General features: G+C 70.1%; 20 protein-coding genes. 11 read left to right on the forward strand and 9 right to left on the reverse strand.

Annotated elements, in window-relative coordinates; all coding sequences use genetic code 11:
* The first annotated feature begins 14 nt into the window (after positions 1-14).
* A complete protein-coding gene (locus BM028_RS17380) occupies positions 15-389 on the forward strand; it encodes an ArsR/SmtB family transcription factor (protein WP_071295666.1) in 375 nt (124 codons plus the stop codon).
* Between the two features lie 86 nt (positions 390-475).
* Positions 476-2,083: a DUF7059 domain-containing protein gene (locus BM028_RS17385; RefSeq protein ID WP_092388544.1), complete on the forward strand. Its 1,608-nt coding sequence runs from the start codon at positions 476-478 to the stop codon at positions 2,081-2,083.
* A gap of 3 nt (positions 2,084-2,086) precedes the next feature.
* On the opposite strand, the gene BM028_RS17390 is transcribed toward BM028_RS17385, so the two are convergent.
* Together BM028_RS17390 and BM028_RS17395 are read right to left on the reverse strand one after the other, a co-directional pair.
* A complete protein-coding gene (locus tag BM028_RS17390; RefSeq protein WP_070419385.1) occupies positions 2,087-2,950 on the reverse strand; it encodes an NAD-dependent epimerase/dehydratase family protein in 864 nt (287 codons plus the stop codon).
* Positions 2,951-3,053: 103 nt separating this feature from the next.
* Positions 3,054-3,644: a TetR/AcrR family transcriptional regulator gene (locus BM028_RS17395; RefSeq protein WP_083414008.1), complete on the reverse strand. Its 591-nt coding sequence runs from the start codon at positions 3,642-3,644 to the stop codon at positions 3,054-3,056.
* A gap of 133 nt (positions 3,645-3,777) precedes the next feature.
* Between BM028_RS17395 and BM028_RS17400 the strand changes: the two genes are divergently transcribed.
* A complete protein-coding gene (locus BM028_RS17400) occupies positions 3,778-5,046 on the forward strand; it encodes an MFS transporter (protein WP_229085513.1) in 1,269 nt (422 codons plus the stop codon).
* A 46-nt stretch (positions 5,047-5,092) separates the two neighbouring features.
* Positions 5,093-7,552 carry a glycoside hydrolase family 3 protein gene (locus tag BM028_RS17405; RefSeq protein WP_254803983.1) on the forward strand — a complete coding sequence of 820 codons (2,460 nt, stop codon included), beginning with the start codon at positions 5,093-5,095 and terminating at the stop codon, positions 7,550-7,552.
* A gap of 420 nt (positions 7,553-7,972) precedes the next feature.
* Here BM028_RS17405 and BM028_RS17410 read toward each other — a convergent pair whose 3' ends face one another.
* On the reverse strand, positions 7,973-8,989 hold the full coding sequence (locus tag BM028_RS17410) for an LLM class flavin-dependent oxidoreductase (protein ID WP_092388340.1): 1,017 nt from the start codon (positions 8,987-8,989) through the stop codon (positions 7,973-7,975).
* A gap of 110 nt (positions 8,990-9,099) precedes the next feature.
* On the opposite strand from BM028_RS17410, the gene BM028_RS17415 reads away from it, so the two are divergent.
* A complete protein-coding gene (locus BM028_RS17415) occupies positions 9,100-11,697 on the forward strand; it encodes a DEAD/DEAH box helicase (RefSeq protein WP_092388343.1) in 2,598 nt (865 codons plus the stop codon).
* Positions 11,697-12,254 carry a GNAT family N-acetyltransferase gene (locus BM028_RS17420; protein ID WP_092388346.1) on the forward strand — a complete coding sequence of 186 codons (558 nt, stop codon included), beginning with the start codon at positions 11,697-11,699 and terminating at the stop codon, positions 12,252-12,254. The genes BM028_RS17415 and BM028_RS17420 overlap by 1 nt, the downstream gene beginning before the upstream one ends.
* A gap of 19 nt (positions 12,255-12,273) precedes the next feature.
* On the opposite strand, the gene BM028_RS17425 is transcribed toward BM028_RS17420, so the two are convergent.
* The 3 genes from BM028_RS17425 to BM028_RS17435 form a co-directional block, all read right to left on the reverse strand.
* A complete protein-coding gene (locus BM028_RS17425; RefSeq protein WP_092388349.1) occupies positions 12,274-12,858 on the reverse strand; it encodes a hypothetical protein in 585 nt (194 codons plus the stop codon).
* Between the two features lie 40 nt (positions 12,859-12,898).
* Positions 12,899-13,420 (reverse strand): ribonuclease H family protein, encoded by a 522-nt coding sequence (locus tag BM028_RS17430; protein WP_070417909.1) that lies wholly within the window; start codon positions 13,418-13,420, stop codon positions 12,899-12,901.
* A 63-nt stretch (positions 13,421-13,483) separates the two neighbouring features.
* The gene (locus BM028_RS17435) at positions 13,484-14,311 is read right to left on the reverse strand and encodes a hypothetical protein (RefSeq protein WP_139219860.1); all 828 of its coding nucleotides are present in this window, start codon (positions 14,309-14,311) and stop codon (positions 13,484-13,486) included.
* Between the two features lie 203 nt (positions 14,312-14,514).
* On the opposite strand from BM028_RS17435, the gene BM028_RS17440 reads away from it, so the two are divergent.
* A complete protein-coding gene (locus tag BM028_RS17440; RefSeq protein WP_092388355.1) occupies positions 14,515-14,853 on the forward strand; it encodes a hypothetical protein in 339 nt (112 codons plus the stop codon).
* Here BM028_RS17440 and BM028_RS17445 read toward each other — a convergent pair.
* Together BM028_RS17445 and BM028_RS17450 are read right to left on the reverse strand one after the other, a co-directional pair.
* Positions 14,850-15,425: a hypothetical protein gene (locus BM028_RS17445; RefSeq protein WP_092388358.1), complete on the reverse strand. Its 576-nt coding sequence runs from the start codon at positions 15,423-15,425 to the stop codon at positions 14,850-14,852. The genes BM028_RS17440 and BM028_RS17445 overlap by 4 nt on opposite strands.
* Before the next feature lie 19 nt (positions 15,426-15,444).
* Complete coding sequence (locus BM028_RS17450) at positions 15,445-16,263, reverse strand: aldo/keto reductase (RefSeq protein WP_092388361.1); 819 nt, start codon at positions 16,261-16,263, stop codon at positions 15,445-15,447.
* A gap of 132 nt (positions 16,264-16,395) precedes the next feature.
* On the opposite strand from BM028_RS17450, the gene BM028_RS17455 reads away from it, so the two are divergent.
* Positions 16,396-16,713, forward strand: coding sequence for an SdpI family protein (locus BM028_RS17455; protein WP_139219861.1), 318 nt, complete (start codon positions 16,396-16,398; stop codon positions 16,711-16,713).
* Between the two features lie 124 nt (positions 16,714-16,837).
* Here the strand turns inward: BM028_RS17455 and BM028_RS17460 are convergent, their stop codons facing one another.
* Positions 16,838-18,043, reverse strand: coding sequence for an MFS transporter (locus tag BM028_RS17460; protein ID WP_070417915.1), 1,206 nt, complete (start codon positions 18,041-18,043; stop codon positions 16,838-16,840).
* A 356-nt stretch (positions 18,044-18,399) separates the two neighbouring features.
* On the opposite strand from BM028_RS17460, the gene nrdH reads away from it, so the two are divergent.
* From nrdH to nrdE, 3 genes are all read left to right on the forward strand, one after another.
* Entirely contained in the window at positions 18,400-18,633 is a 234-nt protein-coding gene (gene nrdH / locus BM028_RS17465; protein ID WP_022904483.1) for a glutaredoxin-like protein NrdH, read from the forward strand.
* A gap of 108 nt (positions 18,634-18,741) precedes the next feature.
* Positions 18,742-19,158 (forward strand): class Ib ribonucleoside-diphosphate reductase assembly flavoprotein NrdI, encoded by a 417-nt coding sequence (nrdI, locus tag BM028_RS17470; RefSeq protein WP_022906556.1) that lies wholly within the window; start codon positions 18,742-18,744, stop codon positions 19,156-19,158.
* 17 nt (positions 19,159-19,175) lie between these two features.
* Complete coding sequence (gene nrdE / locus BM028_RS17475) at positions 19,176-21,281, forward strand: class 1b ribonucleoside-diphosphate reductase subunit alpha (RefSeq protein ID WP_083295195.1); 2,106 nt, start codon at positions 19,176-19,178, stop codon at positions 21,279-21,281.
* Positions 21,282-21,292: the final 11 nt, after the last annotated feature.

The raw sequence follows: 21,292 nt of genomic DNA on the forward strand, positions 1-21,292 counted from the left end.
GTAGCGTCCCGTCCATGCCCGCGACCGTGGATGCTCCCGAACACCTGCCGCAGCCGACCGTGGCCGAGATGGACCTGCCGGTCGTGATGGACGCCCTGAGCGACCCGATCCGGCTCGCGATCCTGCACCGGTACCTCGTCGACGCCGCCGGTGGCATCCGCAGCTGCGGCTGGGTCGGCATCGACCGGCCGAAGTCCACGCTGACCCACCACTTCCGCGTCCTGCGCGAGGCCGGGCTCCTCGAGCAGCACCAGGAGGGGCTCACCCGGTCGAGCCGCGTCCGCATCGAGGACGTCGAGCAGCGGTTCCCCGGGCTCCTCGACCTCGTGTTCGCGTGGGAGGTCCCCGCTGCGCTCATGCGCACGGACCTCGTCGAGGGCGCCGCGTGAACGCCGCCGCCGCCGCTGCCTCCGCCGACTCCGCCGCGTCCGCCGCGTCCGCCGCGTCCACCGGGACCCCGCACACGCTCCCGACGATCGGTGCCGACGCCGCCGTCACCGACGCGCTGCGCCAGGACCTGACCGACGCGGGGTTCACGGTCGAGCGGGTCGACGCCCTGTGGGGCGCCGAGGCCGCCGCGTCGCTCCACCGCGGTTCCCGCGTCGCAGCGCTCCGGGCGCTCGCCGCCCGCGACACGACGCCGCTCGGCACCCTCGCGACGCTCTTCGTGCTCGGGCTCCCGGTCCGCCGCGTCGACGCGGACGCCGCGTTCGCGTCCGCCGGCGTGCAGTCCGCCGAAGCGAGCGGTCTGGTCCGCGTCGACGCCGACTCCGTCGTTCCCACCGTGGACCTCCGCCCCTACGCCTTCGTCGACGACCTCGGCGCCGGCAGCTGGTGGATCGTCTCCGACCTCGGCGAACTCGCACTCGGAACGGCCCTCGGCGAGGAGCACGTCCTCGGCATCGGCGGTGCCACCACGACGCTCTCCGGCCTGCAGGTCCCCGTACCCGTCCGCCGCGTGCTCGACCTCGGCACCGGCTGCGGCATCCAGGCGATGCACGCCCGACGCTTCGCCGACGAGGTCGTCGCCACCGACATCTCGCGCCGGGCCCTCGACATCGCCCGGTTCAACGCGCAGCTCAACGGCATCGACGGCATCGAGTTCCGCTTCGGCTCCCTGTTCGAGCCGGTCGCGGGAGAGCGCTTCGACCGCATCGTCTCGAACCCGCCGTTCGTCATCACACCACGCAGCGAGGGCGTTCCTGCCTACGAGTACCGCGACGGCGGCATGGTCGGCGACGCCCTCGTCGAGACCGTCCTGACCGGGCTCGGCGAGCACCTCGAACCCGGCGGGACCGCCCAGCTGCTCGGCAACTGGGAGTACCACTGGGGCACGGACGGCCTCGACCGCGTGCGGTCCTGGTTCGAGCGCGCAGACACCGACGGAATCGGGCTCGACGCCTGGGTCATCGAGCGGGAACGGCAGGACCCCACCGCCTACGCCGAGACGTGGATCCGGGACGGCGGGACGAAGCCCGGGACGCCCGAGTTCGACCGGCTGGTCGGCGCGTGGCTCGACGACTTCGCGGACCGTCGGGTGACCGGCGTCGGCTTCGGGTACGTCGTGGTCCGGAAGCCCCGGCCGGGGCCCACGCGGGCCGGTTCCGACGCGTCGCGGAGCCTGCGGAGCGACGTGGCGGCCGAGCCCGTGGGGAGAGGCGCGGCCCACCTCCGCCGCTTCGAGCGCGTCCCCGAGACGCTCGGCTCCAACCCCGCGGGTCTCGGCGCGACGGTGGCGCGGGTCCTCGACGCGGCCGCGTGGCTCGCCGCGCACGACGACGTCGCGCTCGCCGCCGCCCACCTCGCGGTCGCCGGCGACGTCACCGAGGAGCGCTTCTACTGGCCGGGCAACGACGACCCGACCGTGATGACGCTCGTGCAGGGTGGCGGACTCGGACGCCGCGTGGACGCCGACACCGCGCTCGCCGCGTTCGTCGGGGCCTGCGACGGGGAGCTGTCGGTGGCGGCGATCGTCGGCGCCCTCGCGCAGATCACCGGGGTGGACGAGCAGGTGCTCGCCGCCGACCTGCTGCCGGCGGCGCGCGACCTGGTGCTCGACGGCCTGCTCGTCCCGGCCGCCTGACGATCAGGCGCGGTGGTCCCGCCAGCTGTGCTCGGGGGCGTAGCCGAGCAGCTCGCGGGCCTTCTCGGACGAGAGCAGCGAGCTGACGCCGTCGATGTCCGCGCGGCGCTCGATGTCCGGCACGTAGCGCTCGACGAGCTCGATCGTCGGGGTGTCCATGACGGTGTCCGGGCTCGCGATCACGAACGCCTCGAACCCGGTGAGCTCGGCCTCGAGGGCCTTGCGCACGGCCTGGGCGCCGTCGCGGGAGTCGATGTACGACCAGAGGTTGAACGTCTTCGCCTCGGGGGTGGCGTCCCAGGGGAACGCGGGGTAGTCGGTCTCGTCCATCACGTTCGAGAACCGCAGACCGATCATCTTCAGCTCCGGGTCCCAGCGGGTGAAGTGGCGGGCCATCTCCTCTTCCACGGCCTTGCCGAGCGAGTACGACGACTGCGGGCGCACCGCGAACTCCTCGTCGACGGGCAGGTACGGCGGGTGGTGCTCGCCCATCGGGATGCCGAGCAGGGTCTCGCTCGACGCCCACACCAGGTTCTTGATCTTCGCGGCACGAGCGGCGTGGAAGACGTTGATCGACGACGTCACGTTGTTCGTGATGAGCGCGACGTCCGGCACCTGCCCGGGGGCGGGGACCGCAGCGAGGTGCACCACGGCGTCGACGTGGTCGTACCGGTCGTCGACGCCGAGCAGGACGTTCAGCACCTGGCCGTGGTCGGTGAGGTCGGTGCGGACGAACTGCACCCGTTCGGGCTTGTCGGGGAAGGGCACACGGTCGACCAGGACCACGTCGTACCCGTGCGCATCGAGGTCGCGGACCACCGCTCGCCCGAGCTTCCCACTGCCGCCGGTCACCACTACACGCGTCATCGCGTCACTCCACATCGTCGTCGGGTCGCCCTCGCGGGCTGGCTCCATCCTGCCCGGCGCGACCTGACCCGACCAGGCCCTGTCCGTACCCCGTTGCCCGGGGTCAGGCGGTGGGGGCGACCTGGGCGATCGCGAGCCGTGCGACGAGCTCGACGTGCTGCGCCATGTCCCGCGTCGGGTCGAACAGCCACTGGATCTGCATGCCGTCCGAGACCGCGAGCAGCACGCTCGTCAGTTCCTCGACGTCGACGTCGACGCGGAGCCGTCCGTCCTCCTGCATGGCGCGGAAGTCGGAGGACAGGTCGCGGCGGCTGCGCTCGTAGCGCTCGCGGAAGTACTCGTGCGCCGGGTGCTCCGGGTCGGTCGCGGCTGCGGCGGAGAGGTTGACGAACATCTGCACGAGGCCGGGGACCTCGGCGTTGTGCCGCACGATCGCGGCGAGCAGCGCTGCCGGGTCCGGGGCGTGCCAGTCGTGCTGCAGGTCGATCTCGTCGCGGCGCCGCAGGATCTCGACCCAGAGCTCGTCCTTCGAGTCGAAGTAGTGCAGCAACCCGGCCTGCGTCAGCCCGACGGCATCGGCGATGTCCTTGATGCTCGTGCGACGGAAGCCCTGCGACGCGACGAGGTCGAGCGCCGTCGTGAGGATCTCCTCGCGCTTCGCGATGCCCTTCGCGTACGAACCCCGTCGTGCCATGGCAGGACTGTACCGCTCTCGGCGACCGCCCAGAAAACCTAGCCCTGGTTGGTTTTGGTGTTACGGTGGCACGAGCCGCCGACGAAGGCGTGCGAGTCGCCGACGCAGGCGGCGTCCCCGAGAAGAGGTTGCAGTGGCCAACGATGCCCTGACCGTCAACGACACCCCGACCGCCGTCGCCCCCACGCGCGGCCGGGGGAATCCGCTCATGTACACGCTCGGCATGCCGATCGCGATGCTCGGCCTGTACATCGCGCTGCTGCCGCCGGTGCTCGTCGCCATGGCGCTGAAGGTCGCCGAGATCGCGCCGGACAACCAGGCGGGCGTGCTCGGCCTGGCACTCGGTGTGGGCGCGTTCGCCGCGATGGTCGCCAACCCCCTTGCCGGTCGCTTCAGCGATCGGACTGCCGGGAGGCTCGGCATGCGTCGTCCGTGGATCATCGGTGGCACCGTGGTCGGCTTCGCGGGCCTCGTGGTCGTCGCGACGACCACCTCGACCGTCGTGCTGGTCCTCGCGTGGGGCGTCACGCAGATCGCCTACAACGCCACGATCGCGGCGCTGACCGCCGTCATGCCGGACCACGTCACGCGGTCCCAGCGCGGCCGGGTCGCGGCGCTGCTCGGGCTCTCCCAGAACCTCGCGCTCGTCGGCGGCACGTTCCTCGTGCAGCTCTTCTCGACCTCGGCGACGCAGATGATCATCCCCGGCGCGATCGGGTCGATCGTCGTCGTGCTCTACGCGCTCGTGTTCCGCGACCGCGTGCTCACCAACCGGCCGACGTCGAAGCTCAGCGTCGGGCAGGTCTTCGGGTCGTTCGTGTTCAACCCGGTCAAGCACCCCGACCTCGGCTGGGCCTGGCTGACCCGCTTCCTCATGGTCGCCGCGCAGTACACCGCGGTGAGCTACCTGACCTACTTCCTGCGCGACGACATCGGCGTCGAGTCCGAGCACGTCGCGAACGCGGTGTTCCAGGGCACGCTGTGGAACGTCGTGGGGATCGTCCTCACGTCCCTCGTCGCCGGGTGGCTGTCCGACAGGCTCGGCCGCCGCAAGCTCTTCGTCGCCGTGGCCGGTGTCGTCGGCGTGGTGGGCCTCGTGCTCATCGCGCTCGCGCCGTCGCTCGGCATGGTGCTCGTCGGGGAGTTCGTGATGGGCGCCGGCATGGGTGTCTTCTACGCCGTCGACCTCGCCCTCATCACCGACGTGCTCCCCTCCGACGAGGACAACGCGAAGGACCTCGGCGTGGTGAACATCGCGCAGGCCCTGCCGCAGTCGATCGTCCCCGCCTCCGCCCCCGGCGTGATCGCCCTCACCGGCGGGTACAGCGGCTTCTTCATCACCGGCGCCGTCGTCGGACTGCTCGGCATCGCCTCGGTGTCCCGCATCCGCGGCGTGCGCTGACCACCTGTTCTGGCTCTGAACGAAAGGACCGACCACCGTGACTACCGTGGACGACGTGACCACTGCCTCCAGTACGGCCGAGCGCATCGAGGCGCTCGTCGGCCAGCTGACCACCGACGAGAAGGTGCAGCTCCTGACGGGGCGCGACTTCTGGACCACCTGGCCGATCGAGAAGATCGGGCTGCGCCGCATCCTCATGTCGGACGGCCCGTCGGGCGTCCGCGGTGAGGTCTGGGACGAGCGCGACCCGTCGCTGAACCTGCCGTCCGCGACGGCGCTGAGCGCGTCGTGGGACCGCGCGATCGCGAAGCGCTACGGCGCCGCAGCGGCCGTCGAGGCCCGCCGCAAGGGCGTCGACGTCGTCCTCGGCCCGACCATCAACCTGCACCGCTCGCCCCTCGGCGGCCGGCACTTCGAGGCGTTCAGCGAGGACCCGGTGCTCACCGGCGACCTGGCGGCGTCGTACGTCGAGGGCGTGCAGGAGAACGGCGTCGCCGCGACCCCGAAGCACTACATCGCGAACGACTACGAGACCGACCGCTTCACCGCGTCCACCGAGGTCTCCGACCGTGCCTTGCGGGAGCTCTACCTGCTCGCGTTCGAGAAGGCCGTGACCGAGGCGCACGCCTGGGCGATCATGTCGTCGTACAACTCCATCAACGGCGTCACCGCGTCCGAGAACGAGCTGCTCGAGACGCCGCTGAACTCCGAGTGGGGCTTCGACGGCATCGTCGTCTCCGACTGGACCGGTGTCCGCTCGGTCGACTCGGCGAAGGCGTCCCAGGACGTCGCGATGCCCGGGCCGAACCAGTGGTGGAGCGAGGGGCCGCTGCTCGCCGCCGTGCAGTCCGGCGACGTGCCGATCGAGGCGATCGACCGCAAGGTCCGCCGCATCCTCACCCTCGCCGCCCGCGTCGGCGCACTCGAGGGCTTCGAGCCCGTGGCCGCGCAGCCCGTGCACGTCGAGGACGGCGTCGCATTCGTCCGCGAGGCCGAGGCCGAGGGCACCGTCCTCGTCCGCAACACCGGCGTGCTGCCGCTCGACGCGCCCGCCGTCTCCCGCATCGCCGTGATCGGCCACAACGCCGACCAGGCCCGCACGCAGGGCGGTGGCTCGGCCACGGTCGTGCCGTCGCAGGTCGTCTCGCCGCTCGACGGGATCCGTTCGGCGTTCCCGGGTGCCACGGTGGACTACGCGATCGGTGCCGTCGTGCAGGAGGGCATCGCGGAGTTCCCGCTGTCCACCATCACCAACCCCGGCACCGGCGAGCCCGGCGCCCGCGTCGCGTTCGTGCGCGACGGGACCGAGCTGTACGTCGAGGACCGCCGTGCCACCGCGCTGTTCTGGTTCGGCGGCGACGCCCCCACGCGCGAGGCCGACCGGCTCGACATCACCACGACCTACACCGCGCCGTCCACCGGCACGGTCCGGATCGGCATCGGTGCAGCGGGCCGCTCGCGCATGTGGATCGACGGCGAGCTCGTGCTCGACGAGGACGTCCCCTTCGAGGGCGACCAGCTCGGCGCCGCGTTCCTCAACCCGCCGGCACGCTCGGTGCCCGTGTCGGTGACGGCCGGCCAGGACGTCGCGATCCGCATCGAGTACGACGTCATCCAGGACGAGACCCTCGGCGGCGTGCTCGCGTACCAGTTCGGCACCGAGCCGAGCGACGAGGACCCGTCGGTGTTGATCGATGCGGCGGTGGCTGCCGCGACCGGGGCGGACATCGCCGTCGTCGTGGTCGGGACCAACTCGAAGGTCGAGTCCGAGGGATACGACCGCTCCTCGCTCGCGCTCCCCGGTCACCAGGACGACCTGGTCCGCGCGGTCGCCGCGGCGAACCCGAACACCGTGGTCGTCGTGAACGCCGGCTCGCCGGTCGAGATGCCGTGGCGGAACGACGTCGCCGCGGTCCTGCTCACGTGGTTCGGCGGACAGGAGTACGGCAACGCGCTCGCCGACGTCCTCACCGGTGCTCGCGAGCCGGGCGGCCGTCTGCCCACCACCTGGCCGGTCGCGATGGCGGACGTGCCCGTGCTGGACGTCACCCCGGTCGACGGCAAGGTGTCCTACGACGAGGGCGTGCACATCGGCTACCGGGCCTGGCTCCGCGCGGGCACCGAGCCGGCCTACCCGTTCGGTCACGGACTCGGCTACACGACCTGGACGATCGACGGCGTCACCGCGACGCCGACCGTCCGCGAGGGCGACGCGGTCATCGTCACCGCGACCGTGGCGAACACGGGCGACCGGGCCGGCAAGCACGTCGTGCAGGTCTACGCCTCGCGGGAGTCCTCGGCGGTCGACCGTCCGGTCCGCTGGCTCGTCGGCTTCGCGCCCGTGCGGCTCGACGCGGGGGAGTCCACCGAGGTCTCGATCGAGGTCCCGGCCCGGGCGTTCGCGCACTGGGACGGTGCATGGGCCCACGAGTCCGGCACCTTCACGCTGCACGTCGGCGCATCGGTGTCGGACGAATCCGGCACCGTGACGGTCCAATCCGCGTGAAGTCGTCCGGTTTCCGCGCTGACGCCGTGATCATTCAGTAACATCGATCTGCGCCAGGCGGCTGGTTACCGTCGGCGCGCGCACCGAGAACTGGGTCGCCATGCGTGCGACACGGTCTCCTGATCCGGCCGATGGAGCCCTGGTGGCCCTGGTGCGTCCAGAATGCGTCCCCGCGTCCGCGCGGGGGCGCATTCGCTTGTCCGGGGCAGGTGCCAACCGGTTGACTTCCGTCAGTCTGGGAGAAACCAGTGAACGAACGTCACTTTTTCGGTCCACGAACCGCAATCCGGTGTGACAAACCACTCGGTAGGTGGAACGATGGGTGCACCATCCCGTGCGGATCAGGGACGAGATGGTCATCCGGCCGGGCTCCCGGGGAGCCTCACCACCACCTGGTGCGGGCCCGCCGGATGCCCTGCATCAGCGGGCTCGGACGGCCGGTGCGACGTCCTCGGCGACGATGCGCAGGATCCGCTCGTGCGACGCGGCGTCACCGTTCGCGGGCAGGGTGATCACGAGTTCGTCGGTCGACCGCACGGCCGGGTCGGCGAGCAGCGCGTCGACGATGGCCGACGGCTCGCCGGAGACGACCTTGCTGAAGCGGAACGGCGGGTTCCCCGAGAGCGGGCGCCCCTCGTCGTCCATGCCGCTCGCGTACCCGGTGAGGAACTCCTCGTGCACGGCACGGTCGTGGTCGTCGAGCAGCGGGACCACGATCCGGCCGACGGCGACCTTCGGGGTGCGGTCGGGGTGCAGCTGGGCGAAGCGCTCGCGGTACGCGGCGATCTGGTCCGCCTGCGCCTCGGCGAACGGCGCACCGGTGTCCTCGGTGTTCAGGGTCGAGCAGTGCAGCAGCAGGCCCTTCTCGGCCGTCCGCACCGCGGTGCCCATGCTGCCGCCGCCCCACCACACGCGGTCGCGGAGTCCGGGGCTGAGGGGCTGCAGCGTCAGGTCGGCGTCGGCCGGGATGCTCTCGTAGCCCGTGCCGGCGGTGCCGAGCGGCTCGCCCTGCAGCACCTCGAGCAGGCGGGACGCGCGCGCCTCGGCCTCGTCGCGGAAGCTGCGGTCGGACGCGCCGAACACCGGGTCGAGGATCGGGCCGTAGCCCGCGATACCGGTCGAGATGCCGAGCTGCACGCGGCCGTCGCTGAGGAGGTCGACCGTGCTGGCGTCCTCGGCGAGGCGGATCGGGTCCTCGTAGCGCATGCCGAGGACCGCGGTGCCGAAGCCTATCGTGCTGGTGCGCTGGGCGGCGGCCGCGAAGAAGGTCATCGGGCTGGTCAGGAACGGCTCGAAGTGGCGGCCCCGGACCCAGCCGGTGCCGTACCCGAGCGACTCGGCGGTCTCGAAGAGGCGCAGGCCGTCCTCGAGGGCAGCGGCGGCGCCGGCCGTGCCGCCGTGGTTCGGGACGAAGGAGAGGAAGCCGAGTTCGCGCACGACGTGAGTCTATGCGGACGCATCCATGCGTGGTCCAGGAGGCGCGGTGCCGGCCCGCACCGCGCCTCCAGTCCGTCTCGTCGTCACCACCCACCTGGGAGGATGGTCCCATGACCGACGTCACCACCCAGCCCCCGCTCGTCGCCGCCCTGCCGGCGGCGGTCGACGGTGTCGTCGACCCGGACGCCGTGTACGAGGCGTTCGCGGCCTGGGCGGCCGAGGGTGGTCGCCCGCTCTACCCCGCGCAGGACGAAGCCGTGATCGAGCTCGTCTCCGGCGCCAACGTCGTGCTCTCGACGCCCACCGGCACCGGCAAGTCACTCGTGGCCGCGGGTGCGCACTTCGCCGCGCTCGCCGAGGGCAAGCGGAGCTACTACACGGCGCCGATCAAGGCACTCGTCTCCGAGAAGTTCTTCCAGCTCGTCGAGCTGTTCGGCGCCCAGAACGTCGGCATGGTCACGGGCGACTCGAGCGTCAACGCCGATGCCCCGATCGTGTGCTGCACGGCGGAGATCCTCGCGAACCTCGCGCTCCGGCAGGGACCGGACGCCGACGTCGACGTCGTCGTGATGGACGAGTTCCACTACTACGGCGACCCCGACCGCGGATGGGCGTGGCAGGTGCCGCTGCTCGTCCTCGAGCGGGCGCAGTTCCTGCTCATGTCCGCGACGCTCGGCGACGTGACGACCATCGCGGACGATCTGTCGCGCCGGACCGGACGGCCGACCGCGCGGGTCACCGGGGTCTCGCGTCCGGTGCCGCTCGAGTACGAGTACGTGATGACGCCCGTGCAGGAGACGGTCGAACGGCTGCTCGAGGAGGGCAAGGCGCCGATCTACATCGTCCACTTCGCCCAGGCCGCCGCACTCGAACGGGCGCAGGCGCTCATGTCGGCGCGCGTCGCGTCACGCGAACGCCGCGACCAGATCGCCGAGGCCATCGCCGGGTTCCGCTTCAGCGCCGGGTTCGGGCAGACCCTGTCCCGACTCATCCGGGCGGGCATCGGCGTCCACCACGCCGGCATGCTGCCGAAGTACCGACGGCTCGTCGAGCAGCTCGCCCAGCGCGGGCTGTTGCCGGTGATCTGCGGCACCGACACGCTCGGCGTCGGCATCAACGTGCCGATCCGCTCGGTGCTGCTCACCGGGCTGACGAAGTTCGACGGCACGAAGATGCGGCAGCTGTCCGCTCGTGAGTTCCACCAGATCGCCGGTCGTGCCGGTCGTGCCGGGTACGACACCGAGGGCGACGTCGTGGCCGAGGCGCCGGAGCACGACATCGAGAACGCACGCGCGGTCGCCAAGGCCGGTGACGACCCGAAGAAGAAGAACAAGATCAAGCGGAAGAAGGCGCCGGACGGCTTCGTGTCGTGGGGCCAGGCGTCGTTCGAGCGGCTCATCGCGGCCGAGCCCGAGCCGATGGTCTCGCGGATGCGGATCACGCACGCGATGGTGCTCTCCGTCGTCGCGCGCGGCGGTTCGGCGTTCGAGTCCGTCCGGTCGCTGGTCTTCGACAACCACGAACCCCGGTCGCGGCAGCTCGCGATGGCCCGGCGGGCACTGACCATCGCGCGGACGCTCATCAACGCGCGGGTGATCGAGAAGGTCGACGGGGAGTACCGGCTGACCGTCGACATCGCGCCGAACTTCGCGCTCAACCAGCCGCTCTCGCCGTTCGCGCTCGCGGCGTTCGAGCTGCTCGATCCTTCGTCTCCCAGCTACGCGCTCGACATGGTCTCGATCGTCGAGGCCACCCTCGACGACCCGCGGGCGATCCTCTCGCAGCAGCAGTTCAAGGAGCGCGGCGAGGCCGTCGCCCGGATGAAGCAGGAGGGCATCGAGTACGACGAGCGGATGGAGCTGCTCGAGGAGGTCACGTGGCCCAAGCCGCTGGACGAGCTGCTGACGGCGGCCTACGAGGCCTACGCCGCCGAACAGCCGTGGGTGCTCGACTTCGCGCTCTCGCCCAAGGCCGTCGTGCGCGACATGTACGAGCGGGCGATGACCTTCGGCGACTTCGTGCGGTTCTACCAGCTCACCCGCTCCGAGGGGCTCGTGCTCCGGTACCTCTCCGACGCGTACCGGACGATGCGGCAGACGATCGCCGACGAGCAGCGCACCCCGGAGCTCGACGATCTGATCGAGTGGCTCGGCGAAGTCGTCAAGCAGACCGACTCCTCGCTCGTCGACGAGTGGGAGGCCCTGCTGAACGGTGACGTCCTGCTGGCGTCGGAGGAACACGAGGAGATCGCGCCGCCGCAGCCCTCGCGGCTCACCGGGAACCCGCGGGCGTTCCGGGTGCTCGTCCGCAACGCCCTGTTCCAGCGGGTGCTGCTCGCCGCCGCCGACGACGTCGCCGGACTCGCGGCGCTCGACGGTGCGGCGGGCTTCGGCGAGGACGCGTGGGACGCCGTGCTCGAGGAGTACTACGAGGCGCACGACGAGATCGGGACGGATGCCGACGCCCGCTCCATGCAGTACCTGGTGCTCGACGAGGCCGGGGCCACCGGGGTGTCCGGGGCGGCGGGCGCGTCGGGCTCGGCACGCGTCTGGCGTGCGCGGCAGATCTTCGCCGACCCCGCCGGCGACAAGGACTTCGGGTTCTCCGCCACGATCGACCTCGACGCGTCGGACGAAGCGGGCGAGGCCGTGGTGCGGGTCACCGAGATCGGGCGCTTCGACGGCTGGTCGGACGTGGACGTCGACTGATGTCGGTGGTGCGCGAGCTCGGCGGCTCCTCGGCCGACGGTGACGTCGCCGCGCTGCAGGACCTGCTCGAGTCGGTGCCGGACTACGCGTTGCGGATCACCGGGTACCCGCCGGGGCCGTCCGACGGGCTGAGCGCGCTGCTGTCGGTGCCGGACGGGTTCGATCCGGCGGGGAAGGTCGGGCTCGGGCTGTGGGAGGGGGAGCGGCTCGTGGCGTTCGCGGACGTGCTGCTCGGGTACCCGTCGCCCGCCGTCGCGTACATCGGGCTGCTGGTCGTCCGAGGGGGCGAGCAGGGTCGGGGGCTCGGGCGGGCGATGCACGACGCGGTCGTCGAGCGGGTCCGGGCGGCGTCCGGGCGCTCGGGCGTGGGGCGCTCGGGCGTGGAGCGCTCGCGCCGTCTGCGCCTCGGGATCGTCGCGTCGAACGCGTCGGTGGCGGAGCCGTTCTGGCGGGCGCTCGGGTACGAGCCGACGGGGGAGGAGAAGCCGTACCGGTACGACCACCTCGTCAGCACGGTCGCGCTCTGGGAGCGGCCGCTCTCGGAGCGGCCGCTCTGACACCTTCGGCGGTCCGCCGTCAGCGCCCGGACGCCCGTCGCAGCGCCGCGAGCAGAGCGTCGCCGTCCGCGACGTCGTACAACGCGAAGTTGCCTCGTGGCGCGGGGAAGCCGTCGAGGCCGGTGTTGGCGTACTGCCGGACGGACTCGCTGCCGGCGACGAACAGCGTGTCGAGATGGCGGGTGTCGTCCCACTCGACGCTGACGTGCCCTGCAGTGCGATCGACGTACCAGTCGGTCCGTCGCGCGTCTGTCTCACGGGTCCGCCGTCCGTTCGTCACGAAGACACGGCGATCGGTGACCGCGTAGACCTCCGTCCGCTTGCGGTGCCGCTTCACGAGGAAGCGTCCGCCGAGCAGGTGGAGGCCCGCCAGGACGAAGAGGAGCAGGATCGCGACGACGGCCCCGTTCGCGCCTCCGCGGATCGTCGCCACGAGGGCCCACCCGACGAACGCGAGGAAGAATGCGCTGAACGGGATGAGGTACCGATCGGCGTCGACGAGCATGCGCGACGGGTCGCTCCGTCCGACCCACAGGAGTTCCTCGCCGTCGTGGAGACACCGCTCGACCAGGCGTCGGGCGGTCAGACGGCTTGCGTCGTCCACGGAGCGGTCGTTCGTGTCCGAGCGGCGGGTGTTCGCCGCATCAGAACAGGGTCGCGGGCGGGGTCGCCTCGGGCAGCGCGGCCGGCTCGGTGACCTCGACCCCGGGCCACCCCGGGCCGTGCGGCACCTCGGTGCCCTGCTGGTAGGCGGTCGCGGCACCACGGGCGCGGACGTCCGCCGCCTCGTTCATCTCGTGCCCGACGTGGCCACGGACCCACTCGAAGGTGACCTTTCGCCCCTGCAGCTCGGCGTCGAGCTCCTTGATGATCTCGACGTTCAGCACGGGCTTGCCGTCGGCCTTCCGCCAGCCCTTCCGCTTCCAGCCCGCGAGCCACTCGGTGCACGCCTTGATCGCGTACTGGCTGTCGCAGAGGATGTGCAGCGGCTCGCCGGTGTCCTTCGTGGCGCGGAGCAGCTGGAGGACGGCCGTCAGCTCGCCCTGGTTGTTGGTAGCGTTCGGCCATCCACCGGCGGCCCAGCGGTCGTCATCGACGTACCAGGCCCAGCCGGCCGGGCCGGGGTTGCCGAGTGCTGAGCCGTCTGCTGCGGCGACGATCGTCACGGTGGGACCTCCTGCGTGTGGCGAGTGCTGGTCAACCGTAACGGACCGGACCGGCCCCCGGCGTCAGCGGTTCGCGGGGGAGATGTTGAGGGTGGCGTCCTCGTTGAGCCACTTGTCGCCGCGGAGCTCGAGGTAGGGGTTCATCCACTCGAACTGCGCCGGGGTGACGCCGAAGCGCTTCGACACCGTGGTGAGGTCGTCGCCGTGCGACACCATGTACCAGGTGGGCGTGCCGTCGACGTCCTTCACGTACCCGTACGCACCCGGGCGGGCCTTCCCCACGGTCACGCGCAGGTCCGGGTAGGGGTTCGGGATCTTCCACGTCAGCGTGCCGACCGCGAGCACGGAGCCGACCCATGGGCGGTCTGCGTCGCTGCTGCCGTCGCCGGACGACATCGGCACCAGGACGGCGCTCGCGAGGTAGTCGGGCCGTGCACCGGCGTCGAGCGTGTACGAGTCGGGCGGTCCGGACGCGCGGTCCCACTGCACGAACCCACGGGCGACCGCGTCGTAGCCGTCCTGGAACCCGGCGACGCGGTGGCGGAACTGGATCGACATCGGCTGCGGGTTCGTCGTCCGGTAGTCCGAGAGGTGCACCCTGAACACACCGTCGGCATCAGCGGTGACCCGCACGTGGATCGACGTGTCCCCGGTCTTCGACACGACGTCGGTCTCGGCGGCGACGGTCCCGGCGGGGAGGACCTGCTCGGGGGTGGGGGAGGCGGAGGGCGTCGGTCGCTCGGTGGCGTCCGGTCCCTGCACGGCCAGTCGGGTCGGGGTCGGCACCGGATCGGGTCCGCTGAACACCGAGCAGCCGGTCAGTCCGATGGCTGCGACCGCCGACAGCAGCACCACCGCAGTCGTCCGTCCCCTCGTCACCGCTCGTCGCATGATCCCCCTCGTCCCCGGCCGGCGTCGGATCTCGCCTGGCCCGCGGCGATCGTAGCGTGGGGTCGAGGCGCGTTCCGGGCTCGTGACCGGATCGGTACCGATGCTGCGGGATCGAGCGGTCGCCCTCGGGCGGACCACCGGTCGGGTGCGTCGATCGGACTGCCGGGGACGTCGCTCGGGCAGCGAGGCCTACGGTCGGCGCCATGAGCGACAGCACCCCCGACGTCCCGGGCCCCGAGGACTCCGACGACCGCGCACGCACCGACGCCCTGCGCGAGGCCGCACACCACGAGGGCGCGGACGGCGTCGGGGAGCGCGAGCAGCGCGCTGCCGACACCTCGTACAGCCCGTCGAGCGAGCGGGAGACCGAGGCCTCGCAGACGTCGCAGCGTGATCGCGCCGACCTCGAGGCGGACGGCATCGACCCCTCGCGGATCGTCGCCGCGCCGGGCACGGGTGGTGCCGACGACGCGGGCGACGTCGAGCCGGAGCCCGGCGACCTGCACCTGCCGTGGCAGTCCGAGGAGGACCGCCGGGGCTAGCTCGCCACCCGGTCGAGTTCGCGGACGAGCTCCTCACCGTCGCGGACGTCCCAGAACGCGAACGGCTGCGGGCCGAAGGCGAACGCGTCCAGACCCGTGTTCGCGTAGAGGCGTGCCGCTCCGGAACCGCTGACGAACGCCTGGACCCCGGACGGCTGGCCCGTGTTCCACTCCACCGAGCAGTGCCGACGGTCCTTGCTCCACGTGATGGTCCGGTCGGTGCGGCCCACCGAGACCTCTCGCGAGCCGCGGGGCGTGATGACGAGGGCTCGGCGAGACGTCACCGCGTACACCGTCGTGCGCTTCCGGTGACCCTTCAGCAGGAAACGGCCGAAGACGAAGAACAGGCCGAGCAGGATGAAGACGCCCCCGAAGACGAGGAAGAACGTCGGTGCGCCGGACGTCGCGGCGGTGACCTCCCAGTACACGGCGAACCCGCACCAGAGCACCGAGAAGGGCACCAGGAACACGTCCTGTCCAGCGAACAGCTTCGCCGGATCGCTCGTCCCCGCCCAGTACAGGTGCTCGTCCGGCCGGAGGTGTTCACGCGCGGTCTGTTGAGGATCGTTCACCCCGAAGAACCTACGCGCGTCAGGACACCGAGTCCGGGTGGGACCCCGTGCGCTGCCCCGACTCGAGCGACGCGATCGCCGCCAGGTCGTCGTCGCTCAGCACGAACCCGTCGACGTCGAGGTTCGACCGGATCCGCGACGGCGTCACTGACTTCGGCAGCACCACCACCCCCTGCTGCACGTTCCACCGCACGAGCACCTGCGCCACGCTCACCCCGTGGGCGTCCGCGATGCCGGTGAGCACCGGCTCGTCGATGAGCCGCCCGCGTCCGAGCGGCGACCAGGCCTCGGTCACGATCCCGTGCTGCGCGTGGAATGCCGTGAGCTCACGCTGCGGCAGCCACGGGTGCCGCTCGACCTGGTTCACCGCCGGGACCTCGCCCGTCTCGTCGATGAGTCGTTCGAGGTGCGGCACCTGGAAGTTCGAGACCCCGACGCTGCGCGCGCGCCCCGACTCGCGCAGCTCGACGAGGGCGCGCCAGGTGTCGACGTAGCGGTCGTTCGCCGCGGCCGGCCAGTGGATCAGGTAGAGGTCGACGGTGTCGAGCCCGAGTCGCTCGAGGCTCGCGTCGAACGCCCGCAGGGTCGCGTCGCGCCCCTGATGGTCGTTCCACACCTTGGTCGTCACGAAGACGTCGTCACGGTCGAGCCCGGAGGCGCGGATCGCCTTCCCGACGCCGGTCTCGTTGCCGTACATCTCGGCGGTGTCGACGTGCCGGTAGCCGGCGTCGAGCGCGAGACCGACCGCCGTCCCGGCCTCGGTGTCGTCGACCTTGTAGACGCCGAAGCCGATGGCGGGGATCGATGCGCCGTCGCGGAGGGGGACTGAGGTGACCACGCACCCATCCTGCCGGTCCTGAGCACACCCCGCGGAGATATGCACTATCTGATACTTGACGATCAGGAGATGGTCCGATTCACTCGTCCCATGCTGCTTTCTGGACTCGCCCTGACGTGTAGCGGTGTCGTCGTGGCCCTCGTCGCCGAACTCACGGCTCGGGGAGTGCTGCGGCGGAACGGCGGTGCAGGCGTCCGCATCGCCTCGGTGATGAAGACCGACGCCACCTGGAAGGCCGGACACCGTGCGGCGCGCCCGTGGCTCCACGGCACCGCCCTGTCGTTCGGCGGCTCGGGGATCTTGAGCATCGTTGCGCAACCGAGCATCGCCGATCCGGGTTTTCTCGTCGGGATGGCGAGCGGTCTCCTGCTCCTTTGTGGCGGGGCCGCCGTTGCACACCAGGCTGCACGTCGGACGGAAGACGCCACCGGAGGGCCTGCCGAGCAGTAGGACCCGCGGGCCGATCGGCCCACTCCTCACCGCGCACAAGGAGGAAGCCGGGCGTCGCACCACGTCCTCGACGTGACACGCGTCGATCGACGCGTGGGACGTCGGAACACGCGTGTTCCGCGACCTAGGTCGGGATGTTCACCGGCTCGGTGTCGGGGATGGGGCTCGCGTCGCGACCACGCAGGTCGGGCAGCCAGCGCCTCGTGACGAGCGGCAGGACGACGCCCACCGCGGCCATCACGGCGCCGACCATCATCCCGCCGGTCGCCCCTTGGCTGTCGATGAGGAAGCCGGCGACCGCGGAACCGCCCGCTGCACCGATGAGCTGGCCGGTGCCCATCCACCCGTACGCCTCGGCCGTGTCGGAGAACTTCACCGTCGCCGAGACCGAGCCGAACATGACCGCGAGGGCCGGGGCGATGCCCGCGCCGGCGATGACCAGGGCGAGGCAGAGCCACCAGAAGTTCGTGCCGCCCACGGCCAGGGCGAGTCCGACGAACACGATCGACATGCGCGTCCACAGGGTGTTGCGCGAGATCGGCAGGTGGCCCAGCGTGAGGCCGCCGATGAGCGACCCGACCGCGAACACGGCCAGGACGATGCCGGCGTTCGGGCTGCCCTCGCCGAAGACGCTGGTGACGCTCGCCTCGACCGCGGCGCAGGCCCCGATGAGGAGGAGGCCGGTGAGGGTGGCGACGACGACCGACGGCCGCTTCAGGACGACGCCGAACGCGCGCTTCGACCGCGGGATGCGGACCCGGCCGAGCTCCGGTGACGCGATGAACCACGTGCCGCCGACGACCAGGAACACCATCGCGACGACGATCGCCTGGACCGTGCCGATCTGCGTCGCGACGAACGTCGTGATGACCGGGCCGGCGACCCAGATGAGCTCCTGCGCGCTCGCGTCGAGGGAGAAGAGGGGCGTGAGCTGCGACGAGGTCACCATCTTGGGGTAGATGGTGCGCACCGCCGGCTGCACGGGCGGTACGGCGAGGCCGCCCAGGAACCCGACGACCACGTAGGCCCACAGCGGCATGACGAAGAACGCGATGACGGCCATGCTCACGAGCGCGACGAGGCTCGTCAGGATGAGCACCGGCCGCATGCCCCAGCTGCCCATCCAGCGGCTGGTGAGCGGACCCGCGATCGCCTGCCCGATGCTCGTCGTCGCGAGCACGAGACCGGCGGCGCCGTACGAGTCGAAGACGTGCTCGACGTGCAGCAGGTAGGCCAGCGACAGCATGCCGAAGGGGAACCGTGCGGTGAGCTGCGCGGCGATGACGCGACCCACGCCGGGAGTCTTGAGGAGGGGGCCGTACGTGCTCACGAGACGAGTGTACGGACCGGACGGACGGCCCTGTCACCCGTCCGGGGGAGGTGTGGACGGCGAGCTGCCCGCGACACGCCGACACGCTGATTCCACACATGTGGATCGACGCTGTCCACGGGTGTGGGGAAGTGTCAGTGGTCCGCTGGAGAATGGCGGAATCACGGGCCTCTCCGAGCTGTTCACACTGTGGAGGAGCTTGTGGAGAACTACACGGCTGTAACACTTCCTCTTGTGGTCGGTGACTCCGCCAGCCACTAGATGTAGTGTGGAGGCATCGCAGCGGCCCCTCCCGGAACCTGCTGCACACAGGCATCAAGACAACCACCACAGCAACAGCAGAACCAGGGGAGATCATGGCCGTCACCGTCTACACCAAGCCGTCCTGCGTCCAGTGCACCGCGACGTACCGGGCGCTCGACAACAAGGGCATCCAGTACGAAGTGCACGACGTTTCCACCGACGAAGCCGCGCTCGAGCACGTCAAGAGCCTCGGCTACCTGCAGGCGCCCGTCGTCGTCACGGACGATGACCACTGGTCGGGCTTCCGTCCCGACAAGATCGCGACGCTCAGCGCCGAACTCGCGTAGTTCGACCCACGTCCGCGGGTGGTGACCCGAGCTCGTTCAGGAGGCTCGGATCACCACCGCAGGACACCCACGGTCCGTCTGTCCGCACCTTCTCATCGGAGGGGCACCATGAGCCGACTGGTCTACTTCTCGAGCGTGTCCGGGTACACCGCACGCTTCGTCGAGAAGCTCGGCCGTGACGCGGACCGGATCCCGCTCTACCCGAACGACCCGTTCCTCCACGTGGACGAGCCGTACGTGTTGGTGCTGCCCACCTACGGTGGCGGCAACGGGCAGGGAGCGGTCCCCAAGCAGGTCATCAAGTTCCTCAACGACGAACGCAACCGCTCGCTCATCCGCGGTGTGATCGTCGGGGGCAACACGAACTTCGGCGAGGCCTACGGTCTCGCGGGGGACGTCATCGCACGCAAGTGCAACGTCCCCGTCCTCTACAGATTCGAACTCTTCGGGACTCCTGACGACGTGTCAGCGGTCAACACAGGATTGGATGCATTTTGGACGCAGCAGTTGCAGACGTCGATCTGACGTCGCCGCAGACGGGGATGGACTACCACTCCCTCAACGCGATGCTCAACCTCTACGACGCGGACGGGAACATCCAGTTCGACAAGGACCGTGAAGCCGCGAAGCAGTTCTTCCTGCAGCACGTCAACCAGAACACCGTCTTCTTCCACAACCTGAAGGAGCGGCTCGACTACCTGGTCGAGAACGAGTACTACGAGCGCGAGACGATCGACATGTACTCGCTGGACTTCATCCAGAAGCTCAACGACCTGGCGTACTCGAAGAAGTTCCGGTTCCAGACGTTCCTCGGTGCGTTCAAGTACTACACGAGCTACACGCTCAAGACGTTCGACGGCAAGCGCTACCTCGAGCGCTTCGAGGACCGCGTCGTGATGACCGCCCTCGGCCTCGCACAGGGCAACGAGCAGCTCGCGATCGACCTCGTGGAAGAGATCATCGCCGGCCGCTTCCAGCCCGCGACCCCGACGTTCCTCAACACCGCGAAGGCCCAGCGCGGCGAGCTCGTCTCCTGCTTCCTCCTCCGCATCGAGGACAACATGGAGTCGATCTCGCGCGGCATCAACTCCTCGCTGCAGCTCTCGAAGCGCGGCGGCGGCGTAGCCCTGCTCCTCTCCAACATCCGCGAGGCCGGAGCCCCGATCAAGCAGATCGAGAACCAGTCCTCGGGCATCATCCCCGTGATGAAGCTGCTGGAAGACTCCTTCTCCTACGCGAACCAGCTCGGTGCGCGTCAGGGTGCCGGCGCGGTCTACCTCAGCGCCCACCACCCGGACATCATGCGGTTCCTCGACACCAAGCGTGAGAACGCCGACGAGAAGATCCGCATCAAGACGCTGTCCCTCGGTGTCGTCGTGCCGGACATCACGTTCGAGCTCGCGAAGAACAACGAGGACATGTACCTCTTCTCGCCGTACGACGTCGAGAAGGTCTACGGCATCCCGTTCGGCGACGTCCCGATCTCCGAGAAGTACCGCGAGATGGTCGACGACTCGCGCATCAAGAAGACGAAGATCAAGGCGCGCGACTTCTTCACCACCATCGCCGAGATCCAGTTCGAGTCGGGCTACCCGTACATCGTGTTCGAGGACACGGTGAACAAGGCCAACCCGATCAAGGGTCGGATCAACATGTCCAACCTGTGCTCGGAAATCCTGCAGGTCAACACCCCGACGACGTTCAACGAGGACCTCTCGTACAACGAGATCGGCAAGGACATCTCCTGCAACCTCGGCTCGCTGAACATTGCGCTGACGATGGACTCGCCGGACTTCGGTCGCACCATCGAGACCGCCATCCGCGGCCTCACCTCGGTGTCGCAGATGTCGCACATCACGTCGGTCCGCTCCGTCGAGGACGGCAACGACAAGTCGCACGCCATCGGCCTCGGCCAGATGAACCTGCACGGCTACCTCGCTCGTGAGCGCGTGTACTACGGCTCCGAAGAGGGCATCGACTTCACGAACATCTACTTCTACACGGTGCTGTTCCACGCCCTTCGTGCGTCGAACAAGATCGCGATCGAGACCGGTGAGACCTTCGACGGGTTCCGCGACTCGAAGTACGCGTCGGGCGAGTTCTTCGACAAGTACACCGACCAGGCGTGGACCCCCGCGACCGCTCGCGTTGCCTCGCTCTTCGACAACGCGAACATTACGATCCCGACGCAGGACGACTGGAAGGCGCTGAAGGCGTCCATCCAGGAGCACGGCATCTACAACCAGAACCTGCAGGCCGTCCCGCCGACCGGTTCGATCTCGTACATCAACCACTCGACGTCGTCGATCCACCCGATCGCGTCGAAGATCGAGATCCGCAAGGAAGGCAAGCTCGGTCGCGTCTACTACCCGGCGCCGTTCATGACGAACGACAACCTGGACTACTACCAGGACGCGTACGAGATCGGTGCCGAGAAGATCATCGACACGTACGCCGCGGCGACGCAGCACGTGGACCAGGGCCTGTCCCTGACGCTGTTCTTCAAGGACACCGCCACCACGCGTGACATCAACAAGGCGCAGATCTACGCGTGGCGCAAGGGCATCAAGACGATCTACTACATCCGTCTCCGCCAGCTCGCGCTCGAGGGCACCGAGGTCGAGGGCTGCGTCAGCTGCATGCTGTAGAGCCTGCCGCT

The sequence above is a fragment of the Curtobacterium sp. YR515 genome (assembly GCF_900113095.1).
Lineage (GTDB): Bacteria > Actinomycetota > Actinomycetes > Actinomycetales > Microbacteriaceae > Curtobacterium.